Source organism: Devosia sp. RR2S18, from assembly GCF_030177755.1.
GTDB classification, from domain to species: Bacteria; Pseudomonadota; Alphaproteobacteria; order Rhizobiales; family Devosiaceae; genus Devosia; species Devosia rhizosphaerae.
Map to the genome: position 1 here is coordinate 2,361,819 of NZ_CP126539.1, position 14,501 is coordinate 2,376,319.

Consider the following 14,501-nt stretch of genomic DNA (forward strand, 5'->3'; position numbering starts at 1 on the left):
TCCTCACTCTCCGGCTTGTGTCACGCACGCTTGGTGAGCGCAAGAACGAGGCTGCTGGCCAGGCCCAAAGCGATCAGCATGGCGCCACCAGCAGCAAACGCGACGGGTGTCCCATAGGCAGCGGCGATGGCGCTGCCGATAAAGGGCGCCGAGAGCATCACCGCCATGATGATCGCTTCGCCGGCCGCGAAAACCCGAGCGATGCGATCGGGCGGCGCCTCGCGCTGCACGATGGTGCGATAGGGCACGAGCATAAAGGCAGTGCTGCCGCCGGCCAGGGCCATCACGGCATAAAAGAGCAGTGCGGGCAGCACGTAGCCGGCGATGGCGGCGAGCGCGAGGGCCAGCGTCACGAGACCGGAGAAGATCGCAGCCCAGATCATGGTCGGCATGGGCCAGCGCGCCGCCAACCGACCGGCAACAAGAGCACCCAGCAGCCCGCCACCACCCGAGGCTGCGATGCTGATGCCGAACGCGGTGGCGCCGAGCCCGAATTCCTGCGTCAATAGAGCAATCAGCGCATCATAAAGAAAGAAGGCGAAATACGCGACCGATGAAAAGACTAGCGCTGCCAGAAGGAGACGGCTGCGGCGGAACTCGGCCACACCAGCGACGAGATCAGCAAGGAACTTGGTGGGCGCCTCGCTCTCGGGCTTTCGCCGCACAGGCAGAGCGATGCCCCAGACCAGCGCGGCGGCGAGCAGAGACAGCACGGCATTAATCCCAAACACCGCCTGGGCCGGAATAAGCGCAAGCAGCAGGCCGCCTATCGCCGGACCGGCGATCTTGGATGTCTGATTGATGGCGTGGTGCAGCCCGTTGGCGGTACCGAGCATCTCGGGAGGCGTCGAAGCCTGGATGGCGGCTTGCCGGGCGGGACCGAAGGCAGAATCGACGCAGGCCCGCAGGAATACGAGCCCCAGCACGGCGGCGGTGCTGGGGGCAACCACCAGCGCCAGCGTGGTCAGCGCCCGGCCGATATTGCTCAGCACCAGCACCCGGGCCAGCGGCGCCCGATCCACATAGACCGCCAGCAGCGGCCCGACGGCCACATAGGGCAAGGTCAGGACGAAGGCGAAGAGGGCCAGCACGAACGGCCCCTCGCCCCAGGCAAAGACCAGGAGCGCAATCACGGCGGCATAGTCCAGCCAGTCGGCGAAATCTGCGGGCACGCTGGCAAAGGCCAGGCGGCGCGGCACCGGCAGACGCAGGAGGGTCGCGTAACCGGTCGTTTGCGCTTGACCGAGCTCTGGTAGTGCGCTGTCGCTCATCGCATGATCTCCAGGGAAGAGAGAGACCATTCCGCTGCGGTAGGCGCAAGCGCCAAACTGCGGTCAGCGCAAAAGAAAAGGGGCGCCGGAGCGCCCCTTCCTGATCCTATTCTCCAGCTGGAGCGATGGGGTCGTTGCCCTCGATTTCGCCGGGCTCCTCGCCCTCGGGTTCGCTGATATGCTCGACCGAGACCACCTTTTCACCCTCGGCCGTATCAAAGACGATAACACCCTGGCTGGCGCGCGAGACCATCCGGATCGGCTTGTCGCCGCCGACCGGTAGGCGGATGGTCTGCCCGCCATTGCTGATCAGCATGATCTGGTCTTCTTCGGCGACCGGGAAGCTGGCGACCAGATGGCCGTTGCGCTTATTGACCGCCATGGCGACAATGCCCTTACCGCCGCGCCCGGTGATCCGGTATTCGTGGCTGGAGGTGCGCTTACCATAGCCGTTCTCGCTGATGGTCAGGATGAACTGTTCCTGCGCGCCCATCTTGGCGTAGAGTTCCTGATCCAGTTCTCCCGCCTCGACACCAGCTTCGTCGGCCGCAAGCTCTTCGGTCTCCACCTCACCGCGCATCGCGCGGCTGCGCTTGAGATATGCCGCGCGCTGCTCGGCGGTGGCATCGGAGTGGTTGATCACGGCCATGGAGATGACTTTGTCGCCCTCGGCCAATTGGATGCCGCGGACCCCCATGGAGTCGCGGCCCTTGAACAGGCGCACGTCGTCGGTGCGGAAGCGGATGGCTTGCCCCAGAGCGGTGGTCAGCAGCACGTCATCATTGACCGTACAGGTGTCGACGCCCACGATCTGATCGCCTTCATCGAGCTTCATGGCGATCTTGCCGTTCTGGCGCACCTCGACGAAGTCGGCCAGCGAGTTGCGGCGGACCGTGCCACGCGTCGTGGCGAACATGATGTCGAGATTACCCCAGGAGGTCTCGTCCTCGGGCAGCGGCATGATGGTGGTCAGCCGTTCGCCCTGCTCCAGCGGCAGGATGTTGATCAGCGCCTTGCCACGGGCGTTGGCCTGCGCCAGCGGCAGGCGCCACACCTTGAGCTTGTAGGCGATGCCGCGGCTGGTGAAGAACAGCACCGGCGTGTGGGTATTGGCCACAAAGAGGCGTGAGACGAAGTCTTCGTCACGCGTGGCCATGCCCGAGCGGCCCTTGCCACCGCGGTTCTGAGCCCGATAGGTCGAGAGCGGCACGCGCTTGATGTAGCCCTCATGGCTAACGGTAACCACCATGTCCTCGCGGGCAATCAGGTCCTCGTCGTCGAAATCGCCGACCACATCGGAAATTTCGGTGCGGCGGGGCGAAGCGAACTGGTCTTTGATCTCGATGAGTTCCTGGCGGATGATTTCCACAACGCGTTCGCGGCTACGCAGGATATCGAGATAGTCCTCAATCTGGGCGCCCAGACCGTTGAGTTCCTCGCCGATTTCGTCGCGGCCGAGCGCCGTCAGGCGTGCCAGACGCAGCTCGAGGATGGCGCGGGCCTGCTCCTCGGAAAGGTTGAAGGTGCCGTCATCGTTGATGCGGTGGCGCGGGTCGTCGATCAGTCGGATCAGCGGCTCGACATCGGCGGCCGGCCAGCGGCGCGTCATCAACTGCTCGCGTGCCGTCGCCGGATCGGGCGCGGTGCGGATGAGCTGGATGACTTCATCGATATTGGCGACGGCAACGGCGAGACCGACCAGGATATGGGCGCGGTCACGGGCCTTGTTGAGCAGGAACCGGGCGCGGCGGGTCACCACCTCGTGGCGGAAGTCGATGAAGCACTGCAAGATGTAGCGCAGGTTCATCAGCTCCGGCTTGCCGCCATTGAGCGCAACGAAGTTGCAGCCGAACGAACTCTGCAGCTGGGTGAAGCGGTAAAGCTGGTTCAGCACCACGTCGGGCAGTGCGTCGCGCTTGATCTCGATGACGACGCGCATGCCTTCGCGCGAGGACTCGTCGCGCATATCAGCGACGCCCTCGATGCGCTTGTCACGCACAAGTTCGGCGATCTTCTCGACCAGCACTGCCTTGTTCACCTGATAGGGCAGCTCGGTAATGATGATAGCTTCGCGTTCCTTACGCACTTCCTCGATGTTCACCCGTCCACGGATGATCACCGAGCCACGGCCCGTCTCATAGGCCGAGCGAATGCCGGCGCGCCCCAGGATGATGCCGCCGGTGGGGAAGTCGGGCCCCGGCAGAACCTCGGTCAGTTCCTCGGTGGTCACCTGCGGATTGTCGAGCACGAGCAGTGCCGCGTCGATGGTCTCCCCCAGATTGTGCGTGGGAATATTGGTGGCCATGCCCACGGCGATGCCGCCGCCGCCATTGACCAGCATATTGGGGAAGCGCGCGGGCAACACGCTGGGCTCTTTTTCCGAGCCGTCGTAGTTGTCGCGGAAGTCCACCGTGTCCTTGTCGAGATCATCGAGCAGGGAGTTGGTGATCTTTTGCATGCGCACTTCGGTGTAACGCATGGCTGCCGGCATATCGCCGTCGACCGAACCGAAATTGCCCTGCCCCTCCACCAGCATGTCGCCCATCGAGAAGGGCTGCGCCATGCGGACAAGCGCCATATAAACGGCGCTATCACCATGGGGGTGGTACTTACCGATCACGTCGCCGACGACGCGGGCCGACTTGCGGAACGGCTTGTTGTATTCGTAGCCGTTCTCGCTCATCGAGAAGAGGATGCGCCGGTGCACGGGCTTGAGGCCATCGCGCACGTCAGGCAGCGCGCGGCTGACGATCACGCTCATCGCATAGTCCAGATAGGACTTGCGCATCTCGTCGGTGATAGAGATCGGTGAGATGTCGGATGGCGACATGCCGCCAGCCATATCTTCGGGCTTATCGGTCACTGAGGTGATTCTTGGTTGTTCGAACTAGCTCATAGATAGGCGATTCCGCTCGAGATTACGAGGTTAGCGCCGCTCAAGCTGTGGAGAGTGGTCGCCCTAGAGCGCCCAGGCGTGGGAGCGTCGGATCACCCGGAGCCAATTCTGCGCCATCCAAGCGGCGCCAGCCCGCTGCTGCTCGTCCCGGTTCTCGTCCAGCGCCTCCCACAAATGCATGGTCAGTGCGCCTGCCAGGGCATTGGATGCGCCTGCCACCCAATAGGCGCTGCGCACGCTTTCGGTCAGCCGCCGCTCCATGCCCAGTCCCGAAAGATAGTGCTTGATGAGGCTGTCATGCGCACTAAGCGCCTCGGGTTCCCAAAGCCGCAGCGACTGGAGCATCGAGCTGGCGTCTTCCAGTGGCGAGCCCTCCCGGGCCCTGCCCCAGTCGAGCAAAACCGGTCGCGCCGGACTGGTGCTGCGGATCAGGGCATTGCCGGGGTGCACATCGCCATGGATGGGACGTCGGTGAAAGGGCTTTTCGGCGAGCAACTGTCCGCGCAGCCGCGGCAGGGCTTCAACGATCCGGTTCAGCGGGCGCAAGTCACGACTGAGCGGGCGCAGTTCCTTGACATACCGGCACCGGTCCAGCGCCTCGACCGCACTTTGGCCGGCTTGCACCAGTTCCGCTTCATAGTCCCATTCCGGCATGCGGATATCGGCACCGTCCAACTCGGCGTGGAATCGGCCCACTTCCCGCAACAGGCCCGCCGTCGACGCATTGTCGCGCCACGGCCAGGCGTTCTTGCGCCGCACGGCCTCGATCACCAGCAGCAGGGTCTCGCCACGGCGGTGGATGCCCAACAGGCGCGGCCCGAGCTTGGAGGCGTGTTGTTGCACCAGGCGCGCATAGATTTCGGCCTCCCGCCGCGGCCGCCCCGAAAGTTGTTTGACGACGAAGCGCAGTACCTTGCGACCGTTGCTGTCATAGCGCGCGGTAAAGAGGACCGTTTCAGCGGCTTCGGTGCCCCCCGCCATGGTCTTGCGCTGCAGATTAGCTCCTTCGCTCGCCACCTTGCCGATTAGTTCGGTCAGGGTCTGGCGCGCGGCCCATTCAGTCAAAGATCCCTCATGCATCCCAATAGTATCGGGAATTCAAAGAGGTGGCTCAACCTTGCTCCTGAATTTTTTTGGATTTCTCCCCCACCCATCAGGCAGGCTGGTCGAAGGTGCGCCGTGCGGCGTCGATCTGCTTGTGGTGCTCGCTGGCCCAGTGGATCAAATGACCGAACGGCACGATGATCGACTCGCCGAGCGACGTCAGCCGATACTCGACAGAGGGCGGGTTGGTGTCGAACACCCGGCGCGCCACCATGCCGTCCCGCTGCAGGTCACGCAGGGTTTGCGTCAGCATCTTTTGTGAAATGTCGGGCACTTCGCGCCGTAGCTGGTTGAACCGACGGGGGCCGCCGGCCAAGGTCATCACCAGCAGCATGCTCCATTTGTCGCTGATCTTGTCGAGCACGCCGCGCACCGGACAGTCGGTTATGGCGCCCGAGGCCTTCTCGTTCCAGCGCTCCACATAGAGTGCGGCTTCCTGCTGGGCATCGCGCATGGGGGTTACCTTCAGGTGACGTTGTGGGGAAGAAGTGCCTTCTTTTCAGCAGTGATGAAGGCGCCTAGTTAAGTCTCCATTCGATACCTACTCTCCATACGCCGCCAGGGCAAGGAGATGGGCAACATGGAGAATGGAAATGGCTGACTTCACCAAACAATCCCTGCTGGTCACCGGCGCGAGCGGTCACCTGGGCCAACTGGCCGTCGAGGAGCTCCTCGCCCGTGGCGCCAGCAGAGTCATCGCTGGCACGCGCGACCCCGCCAAACTTGAGCGGTTCAAGTCCCGCGGCGTCGAGGTGCGCAAGATCGATTTCGACGACACGGCGCTGGCCGAAGCCCTCGTAGGCGTCGATCGCATGCTCATGATCAGCACCGATGCAATCGGCACACGAATCGAGCAGCAGGCTTATGCAGCAACAGCTGCCAAGGCGGCGGGGGTGAAGCATATCGTCTATACCTCCGCGCCCTCGCCGCGACCAAATGCGGGTGGCGGCGCCGCCATCGACCACTACTGGACCGAACAGGCCATCGCCGCGACCGGGCTCGACTTCACCTTCATGCGCAACCACATCTATGCCGAGATCACGCTGATGGGTGCTCCGGCGGCGCTTGGCTCGGGGCAGCTCTTCGATGCGACTGACGGACGTGGCCGGGCCTATGTGACGCGAGCCGATGCGGCCCGTGCGGCTGCCGGAGCCCTGCTCAGTGCCGAGGGCAAATCCATCCATGATGTCACCGGACCCGCAGCCATCACCCAGGAAGAACTGGCGGCGCTATTGGCCGAATTGTCCGGCAAGCCGGTAACTCGCGTAGGCCTGACCGGCGAGCAGTTGCGGCAGGGCTTGGTTGCCTCTGGTGTGCCAGAAGGCATGGCGCATGTCCTTGTCGCCTTCGACCGTGACGCTGCCGAAGGTTACCACGCCGTGGTGAGCGACACGGTGGAGCGCTTCTCCGGTCGGCAGCCGCAATCGGTCCGGGACTTCCTCGTCGACAATCGGGCGGCGCTGAGCGCCTGAGGCCCTGCGCGTCCCACCTGGCGTGGGGCGCGCCACCGTCCGGCTGGACGCCACTGGCGCAAAGCCTTAGGAATCGCGCCCAATTTCTCGCCTGATGTTGGGGATTCGCGGTTTGGCCGAAGGTTCAGTTTTTCAGCGCGCTTGGCAGCGGGCCACGCGCGATCGGTCCATCGGCTTTGGTCTGGAGCGGCTCGGCGCCCTCACCCTGCGCCACCCGCGCATCATGGCGCTGCTGGTGGTGCTCTTCAGCGTTCTCTGCTTCTCGCAGATCCCCCGCGCCAATGTCGACGGCGACCTCTTGCGCGTCTACGCCCATTCGGGCCAGCACTATGATGCCTATGAGCGGCTGTCGGAGAATTTCGGCACCTTTGAGAACGACATCTATGTGCTGGTCAACTCGCCGCGGCTGACCGATCCCGAAGTGCTCGAGGAGATCCGCACCCTCGCGTTCGATCTCGAGCTCAACGACTTTGCCGTGGGCACCATGTCGCCCTTCACCTTGCGCAAGCCCGACGGCGACGGCGGCTCCGTTCCGGCAGTGCCCGAGGGCATGACCACCCCCGAGCAGGTGGCAGCGGCCCTAGCCGATTTGCAGCAGAACGACCCCATGATGCGCAACCTCATCACGCCCGATCTATCCGGCGTGGTGCTGATTATCTTCCCCAATCAGGAGATGACGCGCGAACTGGGCAATGCGGCGATGATCGAGAGCCTGCGCGAAACCGTCGCCTTCTACGAGAGCCAGGACATTCAGATCGAGCTGACCGGGCCCCCGCTCTGGACCTCCGAAATGCTCAATGCGGCGGTCGATGACCAGATCAAGTTCACCGTCTATGGCTTCGCGCTGGGCGCGGTCATTGCGCTTTTTGCCCTCCGCTCGTTGACCGGCGCGCTTCTTGTGGCCGCCACGCCGTTCCTGGCGGTGATGTGGTCGATGGGCATGATCCTGCTCCTCTTCGGCTCGTTCAGCTTTCTTACCATCATCGTGACAACGCTGGTGCTGGTGATGGCCTTTGCCGAGTCGATGTTCTTCATCTTCAACTGGCTCGCCTATTGGCGCGACGGCGATGACCCCAGCGCGGCCGTCGACCGGACGCTCAAATTGGTCGGCCCCGCCACCGCGCTCACCACGCTTACGACGCTGGTGGCCTTCGCCTCGCTCTATGTCTCGCCCGGCCAAGGCGTGCAGGAATTCGCACTGGCGGGTGCGCTGGGCTGCGTCATCATGTTCGTGTGCCTGATGACGGTGATGCCGCTGCTGCTCAAGGCGGCTGTCCGGCTCGGGTTCAAGCTGCCCAAGGCACCGAACTTTGCCCTCAACGCGCCCGTGCCGCTGGCCTGGAAGCTGGCGACCACAGCCGGCAGGCCGGTCACCATCCTCTCCGTGCTCCTCGTCATCCTCCTGCTGGTGCCGTTCTTCGTCATCCAGCCGCGTTTCTCCTTTGAGGACTATGTCGCCAACGAGTCCTCCGCGCTCACCGCTGCCGAGAGCATCGATGAAGGCGTGGGTGGCGTGGCGCCGCTTTATGTCCGCGTGCCGCTCGTCGAGAACGATCCCAATATCGGCCCGGCCGACTACGAGACACTGCGCATCGTCCACGAAATCGTCGAAGGCGAGCTGGGTGACAACAAGGTCATCTCGGCGGCCAGCATGACCAACTACACCGAGAGCGGCTTCACGCGCGAACAGGTGCTGAGCGCCGTCGGCCCCTTCATGCGCAAGCGCTTCGTGACCGATGATGGCTCGCAGGGCCTCGTCACCGGCTTCATGCCGACCGTCATCGAGAGCGGCAAGCTCAAGGAGCTCGTCGCCACCATCGAGAACCAGATCGCGGCGGCCGGCATCGAGGGCGCCGAAGTGGGTGGCTTCCGCGTGCTCACCACCTTCGCTACCGACGACATCGTGCGCTCGCTCCAGGCCTCGCTGACCGCCAGCGTCCTCATCAATCTGGTGCTGATCGGCATTGCCTTTGGCAGCTTCCGCATCGCCCTGGCCTCGACGGTGCCCAATGTCTTCCCGATCCTGGGCACAGTCGGCTATCTCTGGGCGACCGGCGCGGGGCTGCAATTGACCACGGTGATCGCGCTGACGATCGCCTTCGGCATTGCGGTCAACGACACCATCCACTTCCTCTCCCACTACATGCATGGGCGGCGGAACGAAGGGCTGGGTCACCTCGCCTCGGTGGAGCATACGCTCAAGCGCATTGGCGGAGCGATCGTCGCCACCACCGTCATCCTGTGCGCCGGCACGATCATCGTCGCCTTCTCGGCACTCCCCCAGGTGGCGCTGTTTGGCACGCTCTTCGTGCTGTCGCTGGGCCTGGCGCTGGTCGGCGACCTCTTCATGCTGCCGTCCATCCTGGTGGGTGGGGGCAAGTTCTTCGAGCGGCTGCGCGGCACCAAGGAAGATAAAACGAAGTCTGGTGCCACGCCGGTCGAACCAGAGCGGACCAGCTGAGACACAGCTGCTTGCGAGAAATCGGGGCACCCGAATAGATTGTAGACGTCTGATTCGTCTGGCAGGGGGCAGTCTCCTGCCGCAGTCACATTGTTGAGAAGCTTGCGGCCGGAGCCGCACGGATTTGGTATCGGTTTCCGGCATCGGATCTGCCGGGGGGCATGATTCACTGGAGGCTTAGTGCAAATGACCCATGTCGCATCCCTGACGCGCGCCGTCGCGCTCGCAGGCCTGCTCCTTACGTCTGGCGTCGCCAGCGGCCCGGCCTTTGCCGGTCCTGCTGAAGTGGCGTTGCTGCAGTCCTATATTGGGGACTGGCGCGGCCGCGGCACCCTGACCGGCGCCAACAAGGAGACGGTGGTGTGCCGCCTGTCGCTCAACCAGGGCAATCAGGACAAGGTCAACTACAACGGCCGCTGCACCCTGGCGGGCAACAATCTCTCCGTTGCCGGCACCCTGGCCTATATCGATGGTAGCCGCCGCTACGAAGCGGCGATGAGCTCGAACGCCACCTTCACCGGCACAGCAATTGGCCAGAAGCGCGGCAATGGCGTCATCTTCAACCTGCGCGAGCAGGAGGAAGACGAAGAGGGCAAGGAGTACAACATCTCCTCTCAGATCACGCTCGATAACGGTGCGATCAACGTCGCTTTCGATGTGGTCTATGTGGAAACCGGCGAGAGTTTCCGCGCCTCGGTGCCGTTCAGCCGGTAGGCTCCACTTACCGAACAGCAAAGGGCGGCTCGGTGGATCCGCCCTTTTTCTTGGCTGGGCACAAGGAAAAGGGGCCGTCCGGCCCCCCCTCATTCTGCGGTAAAACCTCAGAACGGAATATCGTCGTCCATGCCGCCCGGCTCGAAGGCCGGCGCATTGGTCGATGGCCGGCGCCCACCGCCACCCTGATCGCGCACGCCGCGGAAACCGGTGTCGTTGCCATAGCCGCCGCCGCCCTCGCCAGCGCCACCACCGCCGCGGAAGCCGCCTTCACCCTCACGGCCGTCGAGCAGCACCATGGAGGAGTTGAAGTTCTGCAGCACGATCTCGGTCGAGTACTTGTCCTGACCCGACTGATCCTGCCACTTGCGGGTCTGCAACTGGCCTTCGAGGTAAACCTTGGAACCCTTCTTAAGGTACTGCTCGGCCACGCGGGCCAGACCTTCCGAGAAGATCACCACGCGATGCCACTCGGTCTTTTCGCGCTGTTCGCCCGAATTGCGGTCCTTCCAGCGCTCGGATGTGGCGACCGACAGGTTCACCACCTTGCCGCCGCTCGGCAGGTTCCGCACCTCGGGGTCGGCACCGAGATTGCCCACCAGAATTACCTTGTTCACGCTGCCCGCCATGGCGAACTCCCTGTCAATTCAGCCTGGCGCGTCACCAGGCCCTTTCCAACACATTTGGCGCGCCGCTCAGCTGGGTCGCACCAATCCTGCGGCACCCTACCCCTTTGCCGATCCCGGCGCGCCCCCAAAGGCGAAGTTGTAAACAGGCGCCGCCGCAGCCCTGCAATCGCCGAGGCCAAAAGTTAATGTTCCCATTATGTTCTAGTGCACGAGATTGGTCAACAACCTCCTTCACATTACCGACGTTAACGAGTTTTCACTTACTTTACAGGAGCTTAAGTGGTGCTGCACGCTACCAGAGAGCATCCTCGTCACGTTCCAAACAAGGAGAACATGACATGAAAAAGTTCCTCGCCGCCCTGCTCGCTCTGACCGTGATTAGCGGAGCAGCCGCTCCCGCTTTTGCCGCGGCCCAGTCCTGCCCATTCGTTGATCAGTCGATGTGCCCCGCAGTAGCGCAGTCGCTGGTCAGCGAAGAGAGCAACGCCTGAGCGGTCCAGCGCTCGGCTACTGACACGCTATGTCAGGAGGCCTCCGTCAAGCCAGATCTTGGTTCCCGGAGTCCTCGTGACGCCGGGGACACTGCGTTACATGCGGTAGAGGGAGCGTTGTGGCTGTCCATGCATTCTTTCACGCACAATCGTGGGGCTTGACCAACAGCATTTCGTTCCGCTTATGTTCTCAGACGGGACTCGCTGCTGTTGCTTGGCGTACACGTCATGGTTACCACTCGGCTTGGCAGCCATGCTAACGGGTCGCTTGCGGGGCCTACGCCCCACGCCTATTTGCTGGCTAAGTTCCAGCACAATAAATGACCGATGCCCGTGCCGCCTCCTGGGGCACTGACCGATGGACGTGACCGACCATGCCAATGCCTAGCCAGAACCGTGAGATCATCGTGCGCGGCGCCCGCGAGCACAATCTCAAAGGCATCGATGTCAAGCTGCCGCGCGACAGCCTCATCGTCATGACGGGGCTCTCGGGTTCAGGCAAGTCGTCCTTGGCCTTCGACACCATCTATGCCGAGGGCCAGCGGCGCTATGTGGAGTCGCTGAGCGCTTATGCGCGGCAATTCCTCGAAATGATGCAGAAGCCCGATGTGGAGCACATCGAGGGGCTCTCCCCCGCCATTTCCATTGAACAGAAGACGACCTCGCGCAATCCGCGCTCGACGGTCGGCACTGTCACCGAAATTTACGACTATCTGCGCCTGCTCTTTGCGCGCGTCGGCGTGCCCTATTCGCCCGCCACGGGGCTGCCCATTGAATCGCAGACCGTCTCGCAAATGGTCGACCGGACCTTGGAGTTGCCCGAAGGCACGCGCCTCTATTTGCTGGCGCCCTTCGCCCGGGGCCGCAAGGGCGAGTACAAGAAGGAACTTGCAGACCTGATGCGCAAGGGCTTCCAGCGCGTCAAGATCGACGGCGAATACCACGAAATCGAGGACGCCCCCGCGCTCGACAAGAAGCTCAAGCACGACATCGAAGTGGTGGTCGACCGCGTGGTCGTCAGCCCCGACATCGCCGGCCGCCTGGCGGAAAGCTTCGAAACGGCGCTGAAGCTGGCCGATGGCATCGCACTCATCGAATTTGCTGATGAGCTGGACGAGAATGGTGAACCGCGCCAGATTACCTTTTCGGAGAAGTTCGCCTGCCCCGTTTCCGGCTTCACCATCACGGAGATCGAGCCGCGGCTGTTCTCGTTCAACAATCCTTTCGGCGCCTGCCCGGTCTGCGATGGCCTGGGCACCGAGCAGAAGATCGACCCGGACCAGATCGTCCCCGATGCGTCGCTCTCCGTTCGTGACGGCGCCATCCTGCCTTGGAGCAAGACCAGCGCGCCCTACTATCTGCAGACGCTGACTGCGGTGGCGAAGCACTACGGCGCCTCAACGGGAACCGCCTGGAGCGACCTGCCCTTCGAGGTGCAGCATGCGATGCTCTATGGCACCGACAAGACACCCATCAACTTCGTCTATGACGATGGCCTGCGGCAGTACAAGACGACCAAGCCCTTCGAAGGCGTCATCGGCAACCTTGAGCGGCGCTACAAGGAGACCGAAAGCGCCGGCATGCGCGAGGAGATCGAAAAGTACATGTCGGCCAAGCCTTGCGTGGCTTGTGGCGGTTATCGGCTCAAGCCCGAAACGCTGGCCGTAAAAATCGACGGCCTGCATATCGGTAAGGTCAGCGAGATGTCGATCAAGATTGCATCGACCTGGTTCACCGAGCTTTCGGCAAAGCTCAGCCCGACACAGTCCCAGATCGGCGAGCGCATCCTCAAGGAAATCCGTGATCGCCTCAGGTTCCTCAACGACGTGGGCCTGGAATACCTGTCCATGTCGCGCAATTCCGGCACTCTGTCGGGCGGTGAATCGCAGCGCATTCGCTTGGCGTCACAAATCGGCTCCGGCCTGACCGGCGTGCTCTATGTGCTCGACGAGCCGTCGATCGGCCTACATCAGCGCGACAATGCCCGCCTGCTTGAAACCCTGCAGCGCTTGCGCGACCTGGGCAACACCGTCATCGTCGTGGAACACGACGAAGACGCGATCCTGTCTGCCGACTATGTGCTCGATATCGGGCCGGGTGCGGGCGTCCACGGCGGCAATATCGTTGCCGAAGGCACGCCGCAGCAGATCCTCGACCACCCCGATTCCCTCACCGGCAAATACCTCTCGGGCCGCATGGGCATTCCCCTGCCGGCGGAGCGCCGCGAGGGCAAGACGGGCAAGTCCCTGAGCGTCAAGGGCGCCACCGGCAACAACCTCAAGAACGTTTCCGTAGATGTGCCGCTCGGCATGTTCGTGGCGATCACCGGCGTTTCGGGCGGCGGCAAGTCCACCCTGATGATCGACACCATGTACCAGGCCATTGCTCGCCGTCTCAACGGCGCGCGTGTCGTGCCGGCTCCGCACGAGTCACTGACCGGCCTCGAATTTCTCGACAAGGTGATCGACATCGACCAGTCGCCGATTGGTCGCACGCCCCGCTCCAATCCTGCAACCTACACCGGCGCCTTTACCCCGCTCCGCGAATGGTTTGCCGGGCTGCCCGAAGCCAAGGCCCGGGGCTATGGCCCCGGCCGCTTCAGCTTCAACGTCAAGGGCGGTCGCTGCGAGAAGTGCGAGGGCGATGGCGTTCTCAAGATCGAGATGCACTTCCTGCCCGACGTCTACGTCACCTGCGACGTGTGCAAGGGCAAGCGCTACAATCGCGAAACGCTGGAGGTGCAGTTCAAGGGCAAGTCGATCTCCGACATCCTCGACATGACCATCGATGAGGGCGTGGAGTTCTTCTCGGCCGTTCCGGTGATCCGCGACAAGCTGACGACGCTGCAGCGCGTTGGCCTGGGCTACGTCAAGATTGGTCAACCCGCGACCACCCTCTCCGGCGGCGAGGCGCAGCGCGTCAAGCTCTCCAAGGAGCTCTCCAAGCGCGCAACCGGGCGCACGCTCTACATGCTCGACGAACCGACGACAGGCCTGCACTTCCATGACGTGGCCAAGCTGCTCGAAGTGCTCCACGAGCTGGTCGAGGGTGGAAACACCGTAGTAGTCATCGAGCACAATCTCGAAGTGATCAAGACGGCCGACTGGGTCATCGACCTTGGACCCGAGGGCGGTGATGGCGGTGGCGAGATCGTGGCGGTGGGCACGCCCGAGGACGTCGCGGCCAATCCGCACTCCCATACGGGCACCTTCCTCAAGGAAGTAATGGACCGGCGTCCTCACTACACCACAAGGGCCGCGGAATAGCGGTCTTCTGCTGCCCTTATGGCGTGTCAGGGGCAACAGTCCGTTAGCACTTTCGGGGCATTTGGTGCAGTGCTCCGAAAGCTGTGCGAGGCGAGATTGCTACAGTTCGGTGAATTTGCCATGCGTGCCACGCATGATGCTGTTGACGCATAGGGCATGGCGCAACGTCCCAAATCGCCGCATCTTAGGCTTGCCTG

At 63.1% G+C, this 14,501-nt stretch carries 10 protein-coding genes; 5 read left to right on the plus strand and 5 right to left on the minus strand.

Translation table 11 applies throughout. The features are described from left to right. Nucleotides 1–20 precede the first annotated feature (20 nt). The 4 genes from QOV41_RS11685 to QOV41_RS11700 all read right to left on the minus strand — a co-directional run bounded on the left by QOV41_RS11685 (nucleotide 21) and on the right by QOV41_RS11700 (nucleotide 5,725). A complete protein-coding gene (locus QOV41_RS11685; protein ID WP_284576762.1) occupies nucleotides 21–1,271 on the minus strand; it encodes an MFS transporter in 1,251 nt (416 codons plus the stop codon). Between the two features lie 106 nt (nucleotides 1,272–1,377). Next, complete coding sequence (gene gyrA / locus QOV41_RS11690; protein ID WP_284581300.1) at nucleotides 1,378–4,113, minus strand: DNA gyrase subunit A; 2,736 nt, start codon at nucleotides 4,111–4,113, stop codon at nucleotides 1,378–1,380. A gap of 117 nt (nucleotides 4,114–4,230) precedes the next feature. After that, nucleotides 4,231–5,232, minus strand: a complete 1,002-nt coding sequence (locus tag QOV41_RS11695; RefSeq protein ID WP_284576764.1) for an aminoglycoside phosphotransferase family protein — start codon at nucleotides 5,230–5,232, stop codon at nucleotides 4,231–4,233. Nucleotides 5,233–5,320: 88 nt separating this feature from the next. Next, nucleotides 5,321–5,725, minus strand: a complete 405-nt coding sequence (locus QOV41_RS11700) for a winged helix-turn-helix transcriptional regulator (protein WP_284576766.1) — start codon at nucleotides 5,723–5,725, stop codon at nucleotides 5,321–5,323. A 139-nt stretch (nucleotides 5,726–5,864) separates the two neighbouring features. On the opposite strand from QOV41_RS11700, the gene QOV41_RS11705 reads away from it, so the two are divergent. The 3 genes from QOV41_RS11705 to QOV41_RS11715 all read left to right on the plus strand — a co-directional run bounded on the left by QOV41_RS11705 (nucleotide 5,865) and on the right by QOV41_RS11715 (nucleotide 9,918). Continuing rightward, nucleotides 5,865–6,743 carry an NmrA family NAD(P)-binding protein gene (locus tag QOV41_RS11705; RefSeq protein ID WP_284576768.1) on the plus strand — a complete coding sequence of 293 codons (879 nt, stop codon included), beginning with the start codon at nucleotides 5,865–5,867 and terminating at the stop codon, nucleotides 6,741–6,743. Between the two features lie 112 nt (nucleotides 6,744–6,855). After that, nucleotides 6,856–9,204 (plus strand): efflux RND transporter permease subunit, encoded by a 2,349-nt coding sequence (locus tag QOV41_RS11710; protein WP_284576771.1) that lies wholly within the window; start codon nucleotides 6,856–6,858, stop codon nucleotides 9,202–9,204. 186 nt (nucleotides 9,205–9,390) lie between these two features. After that, on the plus strand, nucleotides 9,391–9,918 hold the full coding sequence (locus QOV41_RS11715; RefSeq protein WP_284576773.1) for a hypothetical protein: 528 nt from the start codon (nucleotides 9,391–9,393) through the stop codon (nucleotides 9,916–9,918). Nucleotides 9,919–10,025: 107 nt separating this feature from the next. On the opposite strand, the gene ssb is transcribed toward QOV41_RS11715, so the two are convergent. Next, complete coding sequence (gene ssb / locus QOV41_RS11720) at nucleotides 10,026–10,547, minus strand: single-stranded DNA-binding protein (protein WP_284576774.1); 522 nt, start codon at nucleotides 10,545–10,547, stop codon at nucleotides 10,026–10,028. Nucleotides 10,548–10,885: 338 nt separating this feature from the next. Here ssb and QOV41_RS11725 point away from each other — a divergent pair, with 338 nt between their 5' ends. Together QOV41_RS11725 and uvrA are read left to right on the plus strand one after the other, a co-directional pair. Beyond that, entirely contained in the window at nucleotides 10,886–11,038 is a 153-nt protein-coding gene (locus QOV41_RS11725) for a hypothetical protein (protein ID WP_284576776.1), read from the plus strand. Nucleotides 11,039–11,412: 374 nt separating this feature from the next. Continuing rightward, on the plus strand, nucleotides 11,413–14,304 hold the full coding sequence (gene uvrA / locus QOV41_RS11730; protein WP_284576778.1) for an excinuclease ABC subunit UvrA: 2,892 nt from the start codon (nucleotides 11,413–11,415) through the stop codon (nucleotides 14,302–14,304). Nucleotides 14,305–14,501 lie beyond the last annotated feature (197 nt).

Coding starts and splice junctions, on each gene's coding strand:
- QOV41_RS11685 (WP_284576762.1), bottom strand. CDS start 1,271: ATGAGCGACAGCGCACTACCAGAGCTCGGTCAAGCGCAAACGACCGGT.
- gyrA (WP_284581300.1), bottom strand. CDS start 4,113: ATGGCTGGCGGCATGTCGCCATCCGACATCTCACCGATCTCTATCACC.
- QOV41_RS11700 (WP_284576766.1), bottom strand. CDS start 5,725: ATGCGCGATGCCCAGCAGGAAGCCGCACTCTATGTGGAGCGCTGGAAC.
- QOV41_RS11705 (WP_284576768.1), top strand. CDS start 5,865: ATGGCTGACTTCACCAAACAATCCCTGCTGGTCACCGGCGCGAGCGGT.
- QOV41_RS11715 (WP_284576773.1), top strand. CDS start 9,391: ATGACCCATGTCGCATCCCTGACGCGCGCCGTCGCGCTCGCAGGCCTG.
- ssb (WP_284576774.1), bottom strand. CDS start 10,547: ATGGCGGGCAGCGTGAACAAGGTAATTCTGGTGGGCAATCTCGGTGCC.
- QOV41_RS11725 (WP_284576776.1), top strand. CDS start 10,886: ATGAAAAAGTTCCTCGCCGCCCTGCTCGCTCTGACCGTGATTAGCGGA.
- uvrA (WP_284576778.1), top strand. CDS start 11,413: ATGCCAATGCCTAGCCAGAACCGTGAGATCATCGTGCGCGGCGCCCGC.